This is a genomic window from Pseudomonas sp. R4-35-07 (assembly GCF_003852235.1).
Classification (GTDB): domain Bacteria; phylum Pseudomonadota; class Gammaproteobacteria; order Pseudomonadales; family Pseudomonadaceae; genus Aquipseudomonas.
Genome location: NZ_CP027732.1, coordinates 5559934 through 5579323, shown reverse-complemented (window position 1 = coordinate 5579323; position 19390 = coordinate 5559934). Strand labels below are relative to the sequence as shown.

Below are 19390 nucleotides of genomic sequence, written 5' to 3'. Positions count from 1 at the left end.
GCAGGATAAACGATCTGACGTCCTCGATAGTCTTGGTACGTCTGCCGGTGCTAGGATACAGCGCTCCATTCTAGACATTGCGCCGTCTGGCGCCTAGCTCACCATGCCCATTCAGAACTCCCCGTACGACGCTTTTTCCAAACTGCTGAGCACCAGCGGCCATCCTTGCTCGCCTGCCGAACTGCACGGCGTGCTGTTGGGCCGCAGCTGCACCGGTGTCGGCTTCGATGCCGACAACTGGCTGGCCGATGTGGCCGAGCTGCTGGAGAAAGAACCCGAAGAAAACGTGCGCAATGCGCTGATCGGCCTGCAAGAGATGGTCAAGGGCGAGCTGACCGGTGATGACGTCACCGTGGTCCTGCTGCTGCCCACCGACGATGCGCCGCTGGCCGAACGCGCCGCCGCGCTGGGCCAGTGGTGCCAGGGTTTCCTCCACGGTTTCGGCGTGAACGCCGGTGGCCTGGAGCTGAGCACCGACGCCAAGGAGGTGCTGCAGGACCTGGCAGCCATCTCCCAGGTGCAAGACGCCCTGGAAGAGTCCGAGGACGGCGAGGGCGACTACATGGAAGTCATGGAATACCTGCGCGTCGCGCCGTTGCTGTTGTTCACCGAGACCAAAAAGTCCGCTGAACCGGTCGCTGCTAAGCCGTCGTTGCACTAAGGCCGTCGCTGCACTAAACGAGGAAGCCCATCTGTCCATGATCCATATCCCCAAAGCGGAATACACCCGTCGCCGCAAGGCGCTCATGGCGCAGATGGAACCCAACAGCATCGCGATCCTGCCGGCCGCCGCCGTGGCGATCCGCAATCGTGATGTGGAGCATGTCTACCGCCAGGACAGCGACTTCCAGTACCTGAGCGGTTTTCCCGAACCGCAAGCGGTGATCGTGCTGATGCCCGGTCGCCAGCATGGCGAGTACGTGCTGTTCTGCCGCGAACGCAACGCCGAACGCGAATTGTGGGATGGCCTGCGCGCCGGCACCGAAGGCGCGATCCGTGATTACGGGGCTGACGACGCGTTTCCCATCACCGACATCGACGACATCCTGCCCGGCCTGATCGAAGGCCGTGACCGGGTGTATTCAGCCATGGGCAGCAATGCCGAATTCGACCGGCACGTGATGGAGTGGATCAACGTGATCCGCTCCAAAGCGCACCTGGGTGCCCAGCCGCCGAACGAATTCGTTGCCCTGGATCATCTGTTGCACGACATGCGCCTGTATAAATCGGCGGCGGAAGTGAAGGTGATGCGCGAGGCGGCGCGGATTTCCTGCGCGGCCCATGTGCGGGCGATGCAGGCCAGCCGTGCCGGCCTGCACGAGTTCAGCCTGGAAGCCGAGCTGGATTACGAATTCCGCAAGGGCGGCGCGAAAATGCCGGCCTATGGCTCCATCGTCGCGTCCGGGCGTAACAGCTGCATCCTGCATTACCAGCAGAATGACGCGCTGCTCAGGGACGGCGACCTGGTGCTGATCGACGCCGGTTGCGAGATCGACTGCTACGCCAGTGACATCACCCGCACCTGGCCGGTCAATGGCAAGTTTTCGCCCGAACAGAAGGCGATCTACGAAATTGTGCTGGCTTCCCAGGAAGCCGCCTTCAAGCAGATTGCGCCGAACAAGCATTGGAACCAGGCGCATGAGGCGACCGTGCAGGTCATCACTGCCGGGTTGGTCAAGCTGGGGTTGCTGCAAGGCGACGTTGACGAGTTGATCGCCAATGAGGCCTACCGCGCCTTTTACATGCACCGCGCCGGCCACTGGCTGGGCATGGATGTGCATGACGTGGGCGAGTACAAAGTGGGCGGTGAATGGCGCGTGCTGGAAGTCGGCATGGCCTTGACCGTGGAGCCGGGGATCTATATTTCACCGGACAACCAGAACGTAGCGAAGAAGTGGCGTGGCATTGGCGTACGCATCGAGGACGACGTGATAGTGACCAAGCAAGGCTGTGAAATCCTGACCGGCGCGGTGCCCAAGACGGTGGCCGAGATCGAAGCACTGATGGCGGCTGCCCGATGAGCCGGGTCAACCTGGCGATCATCGGCGGCGGTCTGGTGGGCGCCAGCCTAGCCCTGGCGTTGCAGGCCGGGGCCAAGGCGCGCGGCTGGAAAATCGCACTGATCGAACCCTTCGCGCCGGGTGACAGCTATCAGCCGAGCTACGATGCGCGTTCTTCGGCGTTGTCCTTTGGTGCCCGGCAGATCTATCAGCGCCTGGGCGTGTGGCAGGATATTTCCCGTCGCGCCGAGCCGATCAAGCAGATTCATGTGTCCGACCGTGGACGCTTCTCCACCGCGCGTCTGTCAGCCCTGGAAGAGGGGGTGCCGGCCCTCGGTTACGTGGTGGAAAACGCCTGGCTGGGCCAATGCCTGTGGCAAGGCCTGGATAAAGAGGTGGTCAGCTGGCGCTGCCCGGCGGAAGTCACGCGCATGGAGCCGCTGCCCGACGGCTATCGCCTGACCCTCAATGACGAAACCGTACTCGAGTGTGACCTTGCGGTATTGGCCGATGGCGGCCGCTCCGGTCTGCGCGAGCAGCTTGGCATCGGCGTGAAAACCCGGCCCTACAACCAGAGCGCGCTGATCGCCAATATCACCCCGAGCGAAGCCCACAATGGCGAAGCGTTCGAGCGTTTCACCGATGAGGGGCCGATGGCCTTGCTGCCGCTGCCCGACAACCGCTGTGCGCTGGTCTGGACGCGCATCGGCATGGACGCCCAGCGCCTGGCCAATCTGGATGAGCGCAGTTTCCTGAGCGAATTGCAGGGCGTGTTCGGCTATCGCCTGGGCACCCTGAAACAAGTGGGCGCGCGGCATCTGTATCCGCTGAGCCTGGTGGAAGCGGAAGAGCAAGTGCGCTCGCACCTGGTGGTGCTCGGCAATGCCGCGCATAGCCTGCACCCGATCGCCGGGCAGGGTTTCAACCTGTCCCTGCGCGATGCCAATGCCCTGGCCGAAGCCTTGCTGGCCGGGCCGGCAGTGCCGGGTGACCTGGCGACACTGCAACGCTATCGCGAGCGCCAGCGCCTGGACCAGCAACTGACCGTGGGTTTCTCCGACCAGGTCACGCGCCTGTTCGGCAGCGGGCAACCGCTGGTGGCGCTGGGGCGCAACATGGGCCTGCTTGGCCTGGACCTGTTACCGCCGGCCAAACGCTGGTTCGCCCGCCAGGCCATGGGCCTGGGCACGCGCTCCGATGCGTAAGTGGCTGATGGAGAACCCGGGCCGCGACAAGGTTCAGATTCATGACGGCTGCGGCACCTTGGTGGCGCGGGTCGACAAAACCCTTTACGTGCGGCGCAAGCCGCCAGCGAGACAGGCTTGACTATGGACATGCACGCAGATGTGCTGATTGTCGGGGCCGGAATGGTCGGAAGCGCCCTGGCGCTGGCGTTGCAGGGCAGTGGCCTGCAGGTGTTGCTGCTTGACGGCAGTCCGTTGAGCGTCAAGCCGTTCGAACCGGCAGCGCCGTTTGAACCGCGGGTGAGTGCGCTGTCCGCCGCCAGCCAGCGCATTCTGGAGCGCCTTGGCGTGTGGGACGGCATCGTCCAGCGCCGCGCCAGCCCGTATGGCGAGATGCACGTGTGGGACGGCAGCGGCACTGGGCAGATCCACTTCTCGGCGGCCAGCGTACATGCCGAAGTGCTGGGGCATATCGTCGAGAACCGCGTGGTCCAGGATGCCTTGCTGGACCGCCTGCATGATTGCGACCTGGGGCTGCTGGCCAATGCGCGCCTGGAGCAGATGCGCCGTTCCGGCGATGACTGGCTGCTGACCCTGGCCGATGGGCGCAAGCTGCGCGCGCCGCTGGTGGTCGCCGCCGACGGCGCCAACTCGGCGGTGCGCCGCCTGACCGGCACGCCCACCCGTGAATGGGATTACCTGCATAACGCCATCGTGACCAGCGTACGCAGCAGCCAGCCGCACCGACGCACGGCGTGGCAACGCTTCACCGACACCGGCCCGCTGGCGTTTTTGCCGCTGGTGCGCGATGGGCAAGAGGATTGGTGCTCGATTGTGTGGTCGACCACGCCGGCGGAGTCCGAGCGCCTGATGGCGCTGGACGATGAACGCTTTTGTGATGAATTGGAGCGTGCCTTTGAAGGGCGCCTCGGCAACGTGATCAGCGCCGACCCGCGCGTCTGCGTGCCGTTGCGTCAGCGCCACGCCAAACGCTATGTGGCCGAAGGCCTGGCATTGATTGGCGATGCGGCCCACGTCATCCACCCGCTGGCGGGGCAGGGCGTGAACCTGGGGTTTCTCGATGCTGCGGTGCTGGCTGAAGTGCTGCTGGCGGCCAACGAACGTGGTGAACGTCTGGCGGATGTGAAGGTGCTGAGCCGCTACGAGCGGCGGCGCATGCCGCATAACCTGGCGCTGATGGCGGCCATGGAAGGTTTCGAGCGTTTGTTCCAGGCTGATCAACTGCCGTTGCGCTGGCTGCGCAATGCCGGCTTGAAAATCGTCGACCAACTGCCGGAAGCCAAGGCATTGTTTGTACGCCAGGCCTTGGGCTTGACCGGCGACCTCCCGGACCTGGCCAAACCGTAAATTGAAATGCTGCCCCATGTGGGAGGGGCGGTGCGACGATTCGACTTGCCCCCGATGAGGCCGCCAGCCCTCACGCATACCTCCGGCCGTGCAACATCTGGTAACGCCTCCAGCAAGCGGTACCAAATGTGAGTCCTTATCATTTGCGCTCTTTTTGCAAATGAGCGACCGCACCCATGTTGGCACCCAAGCGCCTCCTGACTGCCCTGGCACTCACCCTGATCGGCAGCACCACCGTGCAGGCCGCCGACGAAGTGGTGGTGTACTCCTCGCGCATCGACGAACTGATCAAGCCGGTGTTCGACGCCTACACCCGCAAGACCGGTGTACAGGTCAAATTCATCACTGATAAGGAAGCGCCGCTGATGCAGCGCATCAAGGCCGAAGGCGAAAACGCCACCGCCGACCTGCTGCTCACCGTCGACGCTGGCAACCTCTGGCAGGCCGAGCAGATGGGCATCCTGCAGCCGTTCACCTCCGAGGTGATCGACAAGAACATTCCGCTGCAATACCGTTCTTCGGCCCACGCCTGGACCGGCTTGAGCCTGCGCGCGCGCACCATCGCCTATTCCACCGACCGGGTAAAACCGGGCGACCTGACCACCTACGAAGCCCTGGCCGACAAGCAGTGGGAAGGCCGGCTGTGCCTGCGCACGGCGAAAAAGGTCTACAACCAGTCACTGACCGCCACGCTGATCGAAACCCATGGCGCGAGCAAGACTGAAGAAATCGTCAAAGGCTGGGTGAATAACCTGTCCACCGATGTGTTCTCCGACGATATCGCGGTGCTGGAGGCGATCAATGCCGGGCAATGCGATGTGGGTATCGTCAACACGTACTACTACGGTCGCCTGCACAAGCAGAAGCCGGACCTGGCGGTGAAGCTGTTCTGGCCGAACCAGGGCGACCGTGGCGTGCATGTGAACCTGTCGGGCATCGGCCTGACCAAGCACGCGCCACACCCGGCGGCGGCCAAGGCTTTGGTGGAGTGGATGACCACGCCCGGGGCGCAGCAGATTTTCGCCGATGTGAACCAGGAGTTCCCCGCCAACCCAGCGGTACCGCCGTCGGCCGAAGTGGCGAGCTGGGGCAAATTCGTGGCCGACACCTTGCCGGTGGAAGTGGCGGGCAAGCGCCAGGCCGAGGCTATCCGCTTGATGGATCGCGCCGGCTGGAACTGATTTTGTAAATCGCCGCAGATCAAAATGTGGGAGGGGGCTTGCCCCCGATTGCGGAGTGTCAGTCTAATCATCAGTGGCTGATTCACCGCCATCGGGGGCAAGCCCCCTCCCACACTGTTTTATGTCTGCTTTCAGATACTCCATTCCCAGGGAATTTGCTCTTGGCCCATCCCGCCCAACGCCGCTGGTACCTGCCGGTCTTCAGCGTCGCCGCCCTGGTGCTGCTGCCGCTGAGCGTGCTGTTGCTGTCCTGGCAAAGCGTCGACCACCAGATCTGGTCCCACCTCTGGGACACCCAGATGCCCCGTTTGCTGGGTAACACCTTGACCCTGGTGCTCGGCGTTGGCCTTGGCGTGACGTTGCTGGGCGTAAGCCTGGCCTGGCTGACCAGCCTCTGCGAATTCCCCGGGCGGCGCTGGCTGGATTGGGCACTGATGCTGCCCTTTGCAATTCCGGCCTACGTGTTGGCCTTCGTGTTCGTGGGACTGCTGGATTTTGCGGGCCCCGTGCAAACCCTGCTGCGCGACGTGTTCGGCGCCGGGCTGCGCCTGCCGCGTGTGCGTTCCACCAGCGGCGTGATCATCGTATTGGTGCTGGTGTTCTACCCCTATGTCTACCTGCTGGCGCGCTCCGCATTCCTGGCTCAGGGCAAGGGCTTGATGGAAGCGGCGCGGGTGCTGGGCCAGTCGCCCTGGCAAGCGTTCTGGCGCGTGGCGCTGCCCATGGCCCGTCCGGCGATTGGAGCGGGTGTCGCCCTCGCCTTGATGGAAACCCTGGCGGATTTCGGTGCGGTCTCGGTGTTCAATTTCGACACGTTCACCACCGCCATCTATAAAACCTGGTACGGCTTTTTCAGCCTGTCCAGCGCAGCCCAACTGGCCAGCCTGTTGCTGCTGGTGGTGATGCTGGTGCTGTATGGCGAGCGGCGCGCTCGGGGAGCGAGCCGGCCCAGCAACGAGCGCCCGCGAGGCAAGGCGTTGTATCACCTGCGTGGGTTCAAGGCGGCAGCGGCCAGTGGCTGGTGTGGCTTGGTGTTTGCCTGCGCGTTTGTGATCCCGATACTGCAACTGGTGGCCTGGTTCTGGCAACGCGGCCGGTTCGACCTGGATGAGCGCTACACCGGCCTGATCCTGCACACCCTGTACCTGGGCGCGATTGCGGCGCTGATCACCGTCGGAGTGGCGCTGATACTGGCGTTCGCCAACCGCCTTGCGCCGACTCGGGCGATTCGCTCCGGCATCAGCCTGGCCAATGTCGGTTATGCCTTGCCCGGCTCGGTGCTGGCGGTGTCGATCATGCTCGCCTTCAGCTACCTGGACCGCGAACTGGTGGTGCCGCTGTCGGGCTGGCTGAGCGGTGCGGGCAAACCGTTGCTGCTGGGCAGCCTCTCGGCGCTGGTGCTCGCCTACCTGGTGCGGTTCCTGGCGGTGGCCTACGGGCCGCTGGAAAACAGCCTGGCGCGTATCCGTCCGTCGTTGCCCGAGGCCGCCCGAAGCCTGGGCGTGAGCGGGCCACAACTGTTTTGCAAGGTGTATCTGCCGCTGTTGCTGCCCGGCACCCTGAGCGCGGCGCTGCTGGTGTTCGTCGATGTGCTCAAGGAAATGCCCGCCACCTTGCTGATGCGCCCGTTTGGCTGGGACACCCTGGCGGTGCGGATCTTTGAAATGACCAGTGAAGGGGAGTGGGCGCGGGCCTCGCTGCCGGCGCTGACCCTGGTACTGGTTGGGTTGTTGCCGGTCATCGGACTGATCCGACGTTCCGCACGACAAATCGGTTAGGTGCCAGTCCTACAGCTTGCGGCTACAATGCGCGGCATTCGGTGTGCCGCGTCTTTCGAGGCGGGTTGCCACAGGTGTCTGCAGGCCTTGTCACCCAAGGCGCTCGGCACTAACGGCAACTCTGCGCACCTTCGCCAAGCCCGGAAGGAGACACCCATGGGACAGCGTACGCCTCTGTATGACCTGCATCTCGCCCTCGGCGCGAAAATGGTCGATTTTGGCGGTTGGGATATGCCTTTGCATTACGGCTCGCAGGTTGAGGAGCACCATCAGGTGCGGCGCGACTGCGGGGTGTTCGATGTATCTCATATGACCGTGATCGATGTCAGCGGCCTTCAGGCCAAGGAATGGCTCCAGCACTTGCTGGCCAATGACGTCGATCGATTGCACGGCTGCGGCCGCGCGTTGTACAGCGCCATGCTCAACGAGCAGGGCGGGGTAGTGGACGACATGATCGTCTACCGTACCGAAACCGGTTACCGGCTGGTGGTCAACGCCGCCACCCGTGACCAGGACATGGCCTGGATGCAGGCGCAACTGGGCAGCTATCAAGTGCAACTCCGGGAGCGCTCCGAGTTGGCCATGCTCGCCATTCAAGGTCCCCATGCGCGGCACAAGATCGCCGAATTGGTGACCCAGTCCCGTGGCACCCTGATCCATCAGCTCAAGCCGTTCGAAGGCCAGGCCGACGGCGACTGGTTTATTGCCCGCACCGGTTACACCGGCGAAGACGGCCTGGAAATTGTCCTGCCTGCCGACCAGGCGCCGGGTTTTTTCAACGATCTGGTGGGCGCCGGTATCTCCCCCATCGGCCTCGGTGCCCGCGACACCCTGCGCCTGGAAGCCGGCATGAACCTGTATGGCCAGGATATCCACCGGCAGGTATCACCCCTGGCCGCCAACATGGCCTGGAGCATCGCCTGGGAGCCCGCAGGGCGAAATTTCATCGGCCGCGCCGCGCTGGAGGCGGAAAAGGCTGCCGGCGTGCAATTCAAATTAGTGGGACTGGTCCTGGAAGAACGTGGGGTTCTGCGCGCTCACCAGGTGGTTCGTATCGCCAATGTTGGCGAAGGGGAGATCACCAGTGGTAGTTTCTCACCTACGCTGAGCAAATCCATTGCCCTGGCGCGCGTACCGACGGCGACTGCCGACCGGGCCGAAGTGGAAATCCGCGGCAAGTGGTACCCGGTGCGAGTGGTCAAGCCGACCTTTGTACGCCATGGCAAAACCCTGATCTAACTATTTTCCGGCAGGCCTATGGCCGCTGACATTTCTTCTTGAGGACACAGACTATGAGCAATATCCCTGCCGACCTGCGTTTTGCCGAAAGTCACGAGTGGGCCCGCCTGGAAGCCGACGGCAGCGTGACCGTCGGGATCTCCGACCATGCACAGGAAGCCTTGGGTGATGTGGTGTTTGTTGAACTGGCTGAGGTCGGTGCCACTTTTGAAGCGCAAGGCCAGGCGGGTGTGGTTGAGTCGGTGAAAGCCGCTTCGGATATCTACTCGCCGGTTGCTGGCGAGGTGATTGCGGTCAACGAAGAGTTGAGTGGCAGTCCTGAGCTGCTGAATTCTGACCCGTACGGCGCCTGGATCTTCAAGCTCAAGCCAAGCAACCCTGCTGATCTGGACAAGCTACTTGACGCTGCCGGCTACAAAGCCGCTATCGGCGAGTAAACGCAAGGCCCATGTGGGTGGGGGCTTGCTCCCGATAGCGGTGGTTCAGTCAAAGATGCATTGGCTGACACTCCGTCATCGGGGGCAAGCCCCCTCCCACATTAAGTGATCAGCCTGCTTTCAATACCGCTTTGACCGCCGCCACGGCCCGCTCTACATCCGCCTTCGTCATCGCCGTGAACATCGGCAAGGACACGATCAAACGCCCAACACGCTCCGCCACCGGGAACATGCCTTCCTTGAACCCTTGTGCCCGATACAGGCTCAGCAGGTGGATCGGCGGGTAGTGATAACCGATGCCGACGCCGTGGGCCTGCATCCGCTCCATAAAGGTGGCGCGGGCAGGCAAACCGTCCTGACGCTCCGGCAATACCAGTTGGAACAGGTGCCAGTTGCTGTTTTCGAAGTCTGCAGGCGGCAGTTGCGCGCCGTACACTTGTTCAAAATCGCTGCCGAAGCATTCGAAGTAGTGCCGAGCCAGGTTCTGGCGATGGGCGGTGATCTTCTCGATATGCGCAAACTGCCCCAAGCCAATGGCGGCGGCAATGTCGGTCATGTTGAATTTGCCACCCAGCACGTCCACATCCAGGCCATCAAAACCGCTGCGGGTCACGCCTTGCAGGCGGTATTTCTCGGCCAGGCGCGCTTCATCGGCGTTGTTGAGCACCAGGCAGCCGCCTTCGGATGAGGTGATGTTCTTGTTTGCTTGGAAACTGAACGACACGAAGTCGCCGCTGGCGCCGATGCGTTCCCCGTCCCAACTGGAACCCAGGGCCTGGGCGGCGTCCTCGATGATGCGCAGGTTGTACTTGTTGGCCAGCGCATAAAGCATCGGCATGTCCAGGGGCAAGCCGGCCAGATAGACCGGGATGATCGCCTTGGTGCGCGGGGTTATCGCGGCTTCAACCTGGGCCAGGTCGATGTTGCGGGTCACCGGGTCAATATCGGCGAATACCGCAGTGGCGCCTACCTCCAGAATAACGTTGGCCGTGGCAACCCATGAAATCGGTGTGGTAATGACTTCATCCCCAGGCCCGATACCGGCGATACGCAGGGCAATCTCCATGGTGCACGTGCCGGAGTTGAAGGTGCGTACCGGCCGGCCTCCGAAATATTCCGACAGCTGCGCTTCGAACGCCTGCACCTTCGGCCCGCTGGTGATCCAGCCCGAGCGCAGCACATCGCCGACCGCCGAGATGGTGGCTTCATCGATGGTAGGTTTGGAAAACGGCAGGAAGGGCTGTTGGCTCATGACGAAGAGGGCATCCGTTTCAGGTAGGCGATGAGTAATGGACGTGTCAGCCCTGCATGGTTGCACGGCTCGACTGAATATAGCCTGTCGCCCGTGAATGATTCGTCACGCTCCAGGCAAAAAAATGCCGCTTGAAAAAGCGGCATTTTTTAATGTGCAGGTATTACTCGGTTACAGCGTTCTTCGCGAGGATGGCGTTGGCCAGTTCCATATCCGTGGCTTGCAGGCCAGGGTTATCAGCACGGACCTTCTGCATGGCCGCTTCCAGGTACGGGCCGCGAATGCCGCCGTTGCTGGCGACGAAGCTGCCGGCGTCGTCCTGGGCGGCGACTACCAGCTTGTGGTCCTTGAAGGTCAGGTAGGTCGAGCCGGTGGTGGCGCCCGACGAGATGACATTACGCCAGAAGCTATCGGCCATGGCTGAGCCGACAGGGAGGGAGAGCACAGCGAGGGTTGCGACAGCATATTTAAGACGCATGATGGGTGACTCCGGTGGGTTATCTGTACATTTTGATTGTAGTTAACCTGATCCAGTTCCATCACTGACTAAACAGTTTCAACCTTTAAAACCACCCCATCCTGGCCAATCACGCGCACTTGAGCGCCTACGGGCGCATCGACACCGGTGACCATCCATACGCCATCGCCGACTTTAACCTTGCCCCTGCCATCTACGATCGCCTGATGCACCAAGAAGGTGCGTCCGACCAACTCTGAACCGCGCTCATTCAAGCCGGGTTGATCGCTGGCCTTGGCGCCGCTGCGTTGGCGTTTCCACCAGTACACGGCCGTCAATATTGACAACAGGGCGAACAGCAGCAGTTGCCACTCAAGTCCCAGGGGCGGGACGATAAACTTGATCACTCCCACGGCGGCTGCGGCGATACCCATCCACAACAGGTAGCCTCCCGCGCCGAACACCTCGAGAATCAACAACACGGTGCCCAGCGCCAGCCAGTCCCAGAACGAAAGGTGCAGCAGGAATTCCCACATGATGGCGACCTCAGCCTTTCTTGTTGTCGAAAGCCGCTTTGACGATCTCGCCGATACCACCCACGGCACCGATCACCTGGCTGGCTTCCAGCGGCATCAGGATTACCTTGCTGTTGTTGGCCGACGCCAGCTTGCCCAGGGCATCGATGTATTTCTGCGCGACGAAGTAGTTCACCGCCTGCACGTTACCGGATGCGATCGCTTCCGATACCACCTGGGTCGCCCGGGCTTCAGCCTCGGCCTGACGCTCGCGCGCTTCGGACTCAAGGAAGGCGGCCTGGCGGCTACCCTCGGCCTCGAGGATCTGCGCCTGCTTCTTGCCCTCGGCGGTGAGGATCGCCGAGGCTCGCAGGCCTTCGGCTTCGAGGATCTGCGCACGCTTGATCCGCTCGGCTTTCATCTGCCCGGACATGGCCGCCATCAGGTCGGCAGGCGGGCTGATGTCCTTGATTTCGATACGGGTGATCTTGATGCCCCACGGTGCCGTGGCTTCGTCGACGGTGCGCAGCAGTTTTTCATTGATACCGTCGCGCTGGCTCAGCATCGCATCCAGCTCCATGGAGCCAAGCACCGTACGGATATTGGTTTGCAGCAAATTGCGGATGGCATGCTCGAGGTTGTTCACCTCATACGCGGCCTGGGCCGTGTTCACCACTTGGAAGAAGCACACGGCGTCGATCTGTACGGTGGCGTTGTCGGCGGTAATCACTTCCTGGGGGGGAATATCTAGCACGCTTTCCATCACGTTGATCTTGCGGCCGATGCGGTCCATGACCGGGATGATAATGTTGAGGCCAGGCTTGAGGGTGTTGGTATAGCGGCCGAAACGTTCGACTGTCCACTGGTAGCCCTGGGGCACCACTTTGAAACCCATGAACAGGATGGCAATGGCCAACCCCACGAAAAGAAGCAGTACGGTTCCGATCTGCATAACGATTCCCTATCTGATGATGTCAGTGACACGACGTTCGGCCGAGTGTAACGGTCTCGTCACGGATAAGGACGGTTTCAATGCCCAACAAACAAAGGATTTGTTTCTGAATCCCCAGGGGTCACCCTCAGGACTTCCGCCATCGTCGTCAGCCCGGCCTTCACCTTTTGCAGGCCAGCCATGCGCAGGCTGTGCATGCCTTGCCCGAGAGCCGCATGGCGCAAGGCCTGCACGTCCGCGCCGGGGGTAATCAGCGCCTTGAGGGTTTCGTCCACCGTCATGATCTCATAGAGCCCGGCTCTGCCCCGGTAACCACTGTCACGGCATTCAACGCAGCCAGCGGCTTCATAGGCGTCGGCCACGGCGTGTTTGCAATGGGAGCACAGCACACGCACCAAGCGTTGCGCCATGACGCCTATCAGCGTTGCCTTGATCAAATAATGAGCGATCCCCAGTTCCTGCAAGCGGCTGATCGCGCTCGGCGCGTCGTTGGTATGCAGGGTCGACAGCACCAGGTGCCCGGTCAGCGCGGCCTGGATCGCCATTTCGGCGGTTTCCCGGTCGCGAATCTCGCCGATCATGATGATGTCCGGGTCCTGGCGCAGTAACGCGCGGATACCGCTGGCGAAGGTCAGGTCGATGTTGTGCTGCACCTGCATCTGGTTGAACGCCGGTTCGACCATCTCGATGGGGTCCTCCACCGTGCACAGGTTGACCTCCCGGCTCGCCAGTTGCTTGAGGGTGGCGTAAAGCGTGCTGGTCTTGCCCGAGCCGGTCGGGCCGGTGACCAGGATAATGCCGTGGGCCTGTCGGGTCATGGCCTGCCAGCGCTGTTGATCTTCGGCAGACAAGCCCAGCTGGTCGAAATCCTTGAGCAGCACCTGGGGGTCAAAAATGCGCATGACCAGCTTCTCGCCAAAAGCGGTGGGCAAGGTCGAAAGGCGCAGTTCCACTTCAGCCCCCGCCGGGGTTTTCATCTTGATGCGCCCATCCTGGGGTTTGCGCTTCTCTGCCACGTTCATACGGCCAAGGCTTTTCAGGCGGCTGACGACAGCGGTGGTGACCTGTGGCGGAAATTGGTAGACGTCATGCAACAGGCCATCGATGCGAAAGCGCACACGACCCTGTTCGCGGCAGGGCTCGATATGAATATCGCTCGCCCGCTGACCAAAGGCGTACTGCAGCAGCCAGTCGACGATATTGACGATGTGCGCGTCATCGGCGTGCGGCTCCTTATCGCTGGCGCCGAGGTTGAGCAGTTCGGCATTGCCGGGCGCTGCCATTTTTTGATCAGCCCCACTGACCGATTTGGCCAACCGATAGAACTCGTTGATGCAGCGCTGGATCGCCTGGGGATTGGCCACCACGCGCTTGATCGTGCGTTTGAGTACTTGGGAAAGCCCGGCCTCCCAGCCACTGACATGGGGTTGAGCGCTGGCGATCGTGACGCTGCGCGCATCCACGGCGACTGCGAGGATGGCATGACGTTGGGCGAAGGCATGGGACATCAACGGCACCACCGTCGCGACGTCGATCTTCAGCGGGTCGATGCGCAGATAAGGTTGCTCGACCTGCCGGGCCAGCCATTGGGTTAACGTTTCCAGGCATGGCCCTTCTGCGGCGATACGCTCCAGGGGATGCTGGGCGCTGGTGGGCGCGGACAACAACCGTTGCGCCGTCTCTGCCGTGATCAGCTCCTGCTCGAGCAATGCAGGCAGCAACGGATGCAGTTCCAGAGGGCGATCTGGCAGGGCGGTGGACATGAGAGTTTCCTGGTGGGCGTCGGGTGTAATCCCAGGCTAGCCAGCTTCTGAAAACTCTGCGTGTACGTGTATTGCAGGTTTTTACCGAGACGTTGCGGCCACGGCTTGAAGCCGCGCGCAGTCGGCCGGGCGCAGTTCCAGGGAACACACGCTGATCAGGTTTCGAATCTTTTCACCGATCACCTGGGCGCGGTGCCAGCTCAGGCCGCCCATCATGATGTCGATGCGCAGCAGGTCGTCTTCCCTGTTCACGCTCACCTGATTGGGCGTGAGAAATTGCAGCGCGAAGTAATTCAACACCCGACACAGTACGTCCGGCTCCGCCTCCGCGACGATTCGATAATGCGCCTCGCAGTGAAGGCTATCGACGGCCCATGCATCGGCGCGGGTAACAGAGTGAGCGGTTTCGACGGCGTGCATGTTGATTCTCCAAATTCGACTGAAGAAATTTTTACACGCAGCGCCTGAGATTTCTTATCTCAAATCGAACAGATTGGCAGATAATCGAATCAATCAATTCAGCTTAATCAATTTATAAGGTATTTCTATGCAAAGCGAACTGGACGCTTATGACCGTCGTATCCTGGCCCTGCTCCAAGAGGACGCTTCGCTCTCCAGCGCACAGATCGCCGAGCAGGTCGGCCTCTCGCAGTCACCATGTTGGCGGCGTATTCAGCGGCTCAAAGAGGATGGCGTGATCCGTGGCCAGGTCACCTTGCTGGACCGCAAAAAAATCGGCCTCAACACGCAGATTTTCGCCGAGGTCAAACTCAACGCCCACGGTCGGTCCAACTTCACCGAGTTTACCGAGGCGATTCGTGGCTTTCCGGAAGTGCTGGAGTGTTATGTGCTGATGGGCGCGGTGGATTTTCTGTTGCGCATTGTTGCGTCGGATATCGAGGCGTACGAGCGGTTTTTCTTTGATAAGTTGTCGATGGTGCCGGGGATTCAGGAGGTTAATTCGATTGTGGCGTTGTCGGAAATAAAATCCACAACCAGCCTGCCAGTATTGCGCTAGCAGGTCCGGCCCTATCGGGAGCAAGCCCCCTCCCACAGTTGACCGAGTTCCTACTTTGGAATGCAGTTATATGTGGGAGGGGCGGTGCGACGATTCGACTTGCCCCCGATGGCGATCTTACAGACGCAGCAAAGTCTTCCAGGCACGATTCTGATAAACCGCAATCGCCTGGTGCATCCGCGCATCCAGCGACTCATCGGTGATCGGCTGGTTAGCCAGGTGCGCCAGCTTGTTCAGTTCGCCGTACAAACGGTCCAGTTCCGGAATATCCACCACCTGACGGGCATGGTGCAGCCAGGCCTGGATGCGTTCGATACGCGGCAGTTGCTCGGCCAGGTCTTCCGGCTGTTGCTGGTAGCGCGGCAGTTGCAGAGCAACGGCGTCGTCGGCCAGCAGGCGCGGTAGCCAGTTGGTGATTTGCGCAGCGCCCTGGCGGTTGCCGCGCACGTTACGCTCGGCGGTCCAGGTGCGGGCCAGCAGCCAGCGCGAGGTGTTCAGGGAGAACAGGCCCCAGCGCACGTCCTGCAGCTCTTCAACGAACTGCTCCGGCGCGGCTTTGCGGATGTCTTCATCGTCGTCACCGGCCTGGACCAGCGGGCGCCAGTCTTCCAGCAACGCATCCAGGACACTGCGCAATTCGCTGGTGGATTGACGCGGCGCGGCCTGGCCGAGGCTGCCGATCAGCGCGCGCAATTCGCCGAGGGTCTCGACCCAGTCCTGCAGCAAGCGCCAGTGGCCATTGAAGCGATATTGCTCGGCCAGGCGCTGGCTGCTGCCCAGCAAGTGCCACATGATTGCGGCGAAGGCATCGTCCAACGGCATTTCGGCGTGGATCTGCGGTGCCGGCAGGCTCAAGGAATAGCTGCTGGCGTCATACAGGCGATAGCCGCGCTCGGCCTTGCTGATGTCACACGGCATCAGCGCCAGGGTCGCGGCCAGTTCGGCGGCCAGTTCCAGCAGGGCGGCCGGTTCGCCTTCGCGCAGTTCCAGTTCCAGCTCGCAGATTTCTTCCTTCTGCTTGCCGACCACCACGTGGCCCAGGTCCAGGGCGGCTTCGATCACCACCTTGGCCTTGCCGCGACCCCAGGCGATTTCGGCGCGCTCGCGCACGAAGTCGGTGGTGAAGATCGGCTTGAGGGTCTTTTTGTCCAGCTCGGCCAGTTGCTCGGGCCAGCATTCGCCGTCGAGCTTCTTCACGTCGAGCTTGGCCTTGGGCAGGTCCCAGTTGTATTCGTTACGTTCCGACAAACCGGCGACGCTCTGGCCACGGGTCTTGAGGGTCTGGATGATGTCGTCACCGTCCTTGCGCAAGCGCAGGGCCACCTTGGCCTGGGCCAGGTCGCGCTCGGGGGTGTCGAAATACTGGTTCATCAACTCACGGCGTTCCCAGCCACTTTTGTTGCGTTTTTTCAGTAGCGGGTGCTCACGCAGCGCGGCGAGTGTTTCGCGGCTGACACGGAGCTTGATTTCGGTTTCTTTCTGCATGGCCGGAAAATCCAGGATCGGGAGCGCAGCCGGGGAAAAGTGTGGCTGCCAAGGTCGTGCAGTGTACAGGACTGAGCCCGGCAACGTGCCGCAACGGTTTATTGTGTCGTGCAGATGGCTCTATAGTGGGGTTCATCCGGGAAGTTGGAGACCGCGCATGCCGTTACCGTCCATGAAAGAGCAGTTCGCCGCGTTGATTGCCGCGCCGTCGGTCAGTTGCACGCAGGCGTCCCTCGACCAGACCAATCGCCCGGTGATCGACCTGCTCGCCACCTGGCTGGGCGACCTGGGCTTCTCCATCGACATCCAGCAGGTCAGCCCCGGCAAGTTCAACCTGTTGGCAAGTTTCGGCAGTGGCCCCGGTGGCCTGGTGCTGGCTGGTCATAGCGACACGGTGCCCTACGACGCGGCCCTGTGGAAAACCGACCCGCTCAAGCTGACGGAAGTCGACGGCCGCTGGGTAGGATTGGGCAGTTGCGACATGAAGGGTTTTTTTGCGCTGGCGATTGAAGCGGTGCTGCCGCTGCTGGACCAACCATTCAAGCAACCGCTGCTGATCCTCGCCACCTGCGATGAAGAAAGCTCCATGTCCGGTGCCCGCGCACTGGCCGAGGCGGGGCGGCCACTGGGCCGGGCGGCGGTGATCGGCGAACCGACCGGCCTCAAGCCGATCCGCCTGCACAAAGGCGTGATGATGGAACGCATCGACATCCTAGGGCGCAGCGGCCATTCGTCGGACCCAAGCCTTGGTCACAGTGCCCTTGAAGCCATGCACGACGCCATCGGCGAACTGCGCGGCCTGCGCCTTGCCTGGCAGCGCGAATACCGCAACCCGCAGTTCAGCGTGCCGCAGCCGACCCTGAACTTCGGCTGCATCCATGGCGGCGACAACCCCAACCGCATCTGTGGCCAATGCTCCCTGGAGTTCGACCTGCGCCCCCTGCCGGGCATGGACCCTGCGGTGCTGCGCGCCGCCATTCGGCAAAAACTCGAGCCCCTGGCCGAGCGGCATAAGGTCAAGATCGATTACGCGCCGCTGTTCCCGGAAGTACCGCCCTTCGAGCAGCCGGAAGACGCGGAGTTGGTAAGGGTGGCGGAACGTTTGACCGGCCACCGTGCCGAAGCAGTGGCGTTCGGCACCGAAGCGCCTTATCTTCAGCGCCTTGGTTGCGAAACCCTGGTGCTCGGCCCTGGCGATATCGCCTGTGCGCACCAGCCGGGCGAATACCTCGAAATGTCACGCTTGACGCCTACAGTGCGTCTATTGCGGGAACTGATCGAACATTACTGCCTGAAACCTGCATAAATTAACCCCTGCCTGTTCGTACATAGAAAGGAGAGTGAGCGTGTCGCCAAGCCTGTTCCGACGATAACCATCAGCCCGCTGTGCGCTTTCACGATTGATCCTTTTTTGGCTGCTTTTTATTACAGGCCCAGGTGTTATGCCCGACTACGTTAATTGGCTTCGTCACGCTTCGCCCTACATCAATGCCCACCGCGACTGCACCTTTGTGGTCATGCTGCCTGGCGATGGGGTGGAACACCCGAACTTCGGCAATATCGTCCACGACCTGGTGCTGTTGCACAGCCTGGGCGTGCGACTGGTGCTGGTGCACGGCTCGCGTCCGCAGATTGAAGCGCGCCTTGAAGCGCGCGGCCTTACCCCGGCTTATCACGAAGGTTTGCGCATTACCGATGCGGCGACGCTCGAGTGCGTGATCGACGCGGTGGGGCAGTTGCGTATTGCCATCGAAGCGCGCCTGTCCATGGACATGGCGTCATCGCCCATGCAGGGCTCGCGCTTGCGGGTGGCCAGCGGCAACCTGGTGACCGCGCGGCCAATCGGTGTGCTCGAAGGCGTGGACTATCACCACACCGGCGAAGTGCGCCGGGTCGACCGCAAGGGCATTAACCGGTTGCTGGACGAGCGCTCCATCGTATTGCTGTCGCCGTTGGGTTATTCGCCCACCGGTGAGATTTTCAACCTGGCCTGCGAAGACGTTGCCACCCGTGCCGCCATCGACCTGGGCGCCGACAAGTTGCTGCTGTTTGGTGCCGACCTGGGCCTGATCGATGAAAACGGCCGACTGGTGCGTGAGTTGCGTCCGCAGCAAGTGCCGGCGCACCTGCAGCGCCTGGGCAGCAACTATCAGGCAGAGCTGCTCGATGCCGCCGCCGAAGCCTGTCGTGGTGGGGTAGGGCGCAGCCATATTGTCAGCTACGTCGAAGACGGCGCTTTGCTCACCGAACTGTTCACCCGCGACGGCGGCGGTACGCTGGTTGCCCAGGAGCAATTCGAACTGGTGCGCGAAGCGGCGATTGAAGACGTCGGCGGTTTGCTCGACCTGATCAGCCCGCTGGAAGAGCAGGGCATCCTGGTGCGTCGTTCCCGGGAAGTGCTTGAGCGTGAGATCGAGCAGTTCAGCGTGGTCGAGCGTGAAGGCATGATCATTGCCTGCGCGGCGTTGTATCAGATCGCCGATTCGGATGCGGGTGAGTTGGCGTGCCTGGCGGTGAACCCGGAATACCGCCATGGCGCACGCGGCGATGTATTGCTCGAACGCATCGAGACCCGTGCCCGGGCCCAGGGCCTGAAAACCTTGTTTGTACTCACCACCCGCACCGCCCACTGGTTCCGTGAACGCGGCTTTGTACCAAGCAGCGTGGACCGCCTGCCCTCGGCGCGGGCGTCGCTGTACAACTATCAGCGCAACTCGAAAATTTTCGAGAAGCCTTTGTAAACCCAATCCAGCAACACTAC

General features: G+C 61.9%; 18 protein-coding genes and 1 pseudogene. 12 read left to right on the top strand and 7 right to left on the bottom strand.

The window, feature by feature from the left end:
* Positions 1-103 precede the first annotated feature (103 nt).
* The 9 genes and pseudogenes from C4J89_RS25640 to gcvH all read left to right on the top strand — a co-directional run bounded on the left by C4J89_RS25640 (position 104) and on the right by gcvH (position 9187).
* Positions 104-661, top strand: coding sequence for a YecA family protein (locus tag C4J89_RS25640; protein WP_124415872.1), 558 nt, complete (start codon positions 104-106; stop codon positions 659-661).
* A gap of 37 nt (positions 662-698) precedes the next feature.
* Positions 699-2021, top strand: a complete 1323-nt coding sequence (pepP, locus tag C4J89_RS25635) for a Xaa-Pro aminopeptidase (RefSeq protein WP_124364895.1) — start codon at positions 699-701, stop codon at positions 2019-2021.
* Positions 2018-3205 carry a 2-octaprenyl-6-methoxyphenyl hydroxylase gene (ubiH, locus tag C4J89_RS25630; RefSeq protein ID WP_124415871.1) on the top strand — a complete coding sequence of 396 codons (1188 nt, stop codon included), beginning with the start codon at positions 2018-2020 and terminating at the stop codon, positions 3203-3205. Before pepP ends, ubiH begins: the two co-directional genes overlap by 4 nt.
* Positions 3206-3233: 28 nt before the next feature.
* A pseudogene (locus C4J89_RS25625) lies at positions 3234-3326 on the top strand (tetrameric acyl-CoA thioesterase); the annotation flags it as partial.
* 8 nt (positions 3327-3334) lie between these two features.
* Complete coding sequence (locus C4J89_RS25620; protein ID WP_164487626.1) at positions 3335-4552, top strand: 2-octaprenyl-3-methyl-6-methoxy-1,4-benzoquinol hydroxylase; 1218 nt, start codon at positions 3335-3337, stop codon at positions 4550-4552.
* 176 nt (positions 4553-4728) lie between these two features.
* Positions 4729-5733: an extracellular solute-binding protein gene (locus C4J89_RS25615; protein ID WP_124415869.1), complete on the top strand. Its 1005-nt coding sequence runs from the start codon at positions 4729-4731 to the stop codon at positions 5731-5733.
* A 161-nt stretch (positions 5734-5894) separates the two neighbouring features.
* A complete protein-coding gene (locus C4J89_RS25610; RefSeq protein ID WP_124364890.1) occupies positions 5895-7511 on the top strand; it encodes an iron ABC transporter permease in 1617 nt (538 codons plus the stop codon).
* A 156-nt stretch (positions 7512-7667) separates the two neighbouring features.
* Positions 7668-8750 (top strand): glycine cleavage system aminomethyltransferase GcvT, encoded by a 1083-nt coding sequence (gene gcvT / locus C4J89_RS25605; RefSeq protein ID WP_124415868.1) that lies wholly within the window; start codon positions 7668-7670, stop codon positions 8748-8750.
* Positions 8751-8803: 53 nt separating this feature from the next.
* A complete protein-coding gene (gcvH, locus tag C4J89_RS25600; protein ID WP_124415867.1) occupies positions 8804-9187 on the top strand; it encodes a glycine cleavage system protein GcvH in 384 nt (127 codons plus the stop codon).
* 109 nt (positions 9188-9296) lie between these two features.
* Here the strand turns inward: gcvH and C4J89_RS25595 are convergent, their stop codons facing one another.
* The 6 genes from C4J89_RS25595 to C4J89_RS25570 form a co-directional block, all read right to left on the bottom strand.
* On the bottom strand, positions 9297-10439 hold the full coding sequence (locus C4J89_RS25595; RefSeq protein WP_124364887.1) for a DegT/DnrJ/EryC1/StrS aminotransferase family protein: 1143 nt from the start codon (positions 10437-10439) through the stop codon (positions 9297-9299).
* A gap of 163 nt (positions 10440-10602) precedes the next feature.
* Positions 10603-10917, bottom strand: a complete 315-nt coding sequence (locus C4J89_RS25590; protein WP_124364886.1) for a DUF2388 domain-containing protein — start codon at positions 10915-10917, stop codon at positions 10603-10605.
* Between the two features lie 68 nt (positions 10918-10985).
* Positions 10986-11432, bottom strand: a complete 447-nt coding sequence (locus C4J89_RS25585) for an NfeD family protein (protein WP_124415866.1) — start codon at positions 11430-11432, stop codon at positions 10986-10988.
* Positions 11433-11442: 10 nt separating this feature from the next.
* Positions 11443-12363 carry an SPFH domain-containing protein gene (locus C4J89_RS25580; RefSeq protein WP_124364884.1) on the bottom strand — a complete coding sequence of 307 codons (921 nt, stop codon included), beginning with the start codon at positions 12361-12363 and terminating at the stop codon, positions 11443-11445.
* A 77-nt stretch (positions 12364-12440) separates the two neighbouring features.
* Positions 12441-14126 (bottom strand): GspE/PulE family protein, encoded by a 1686-nt coding sequence (locus C4J89_RS25575; RefSeq protein WP_124415865.1) that lies wholly within the window; start codon positions 14124-14126, stop codon positions 12441-12443.
* Positions 14127-14207: 81 nt separating this feature from the next.
* On the bottom strand, positions 14208-14546 hold the full coding sequence (locus tag C4J89_RS25570; protein ID WP_124368753.1) for a hypothetical protein: 339 nt from the start codon (positions 14544-14546) through the stop codon (positions 14208-14210).
* Between the two features lie 127 nt (positions 14547-14673).
* Here C4J89_RS25570 and C4J89_RS25565 point away from each other — a divergent pair, with 127 nt between their 5' ends.
* Complete coding sequence (locus C4J89_RS25565; RefSeq protein ID WP_124364881.1) at positions 14674-15144, top strand: Lrp/AsnC family transcriptional regulator; 471 nt, start codon at positions 14674-14676, stop codon at positions 15142-15144.
* A 117-nt stretch (positions 15145-15261) separates the two neighbouring features.
* Here the strand turns inward: C4J89_RS25565 and C4J89_RS25560 are convergent, their stop codons facing one another.
* On the bottom strand, positions 15262-16629 hold the full coding sequence (locus C4J89_RS25560) for an inorganic triphosphatase (RefSeq protein ID WP_124411032.1): 1368 nt from the start codon (positions 16627-16629) through the stop codon (positions 15262-15264).
* Positions 16630-16786: 157 nt separating this feature from the next.
* Between C4J89_RS25560 and argE the strand changes: the two genes are divergently transcribed.
* Together argE and argA are read left to right on the top strand one after the other, a co-directional pair.
* Positions 16787-17935, top strand: a complete 1149-nt coding sequence (gene argE / locus C4J89_RS25555) for an acetylornithine deacetylase (RefSeq protein WP_124411031.1) — start codon at positions 16787-16789, stop codon at positions 17933-17935.
* A gap of 136 nt (positions 17936-18071) precedes the next feature.
* Complete coding sequence (gene argA / locus C4J89_RS25550; RefSeq protein WP_124364878.1) at positions 18072-19370, top strand: amino-acid N-acetyltransferase; 1299 nt, start codon at positions 18072-18074, stop codon at positions 19368-19370.
* Positions 19371-19390: the final 20 nt, after the last annotated feature.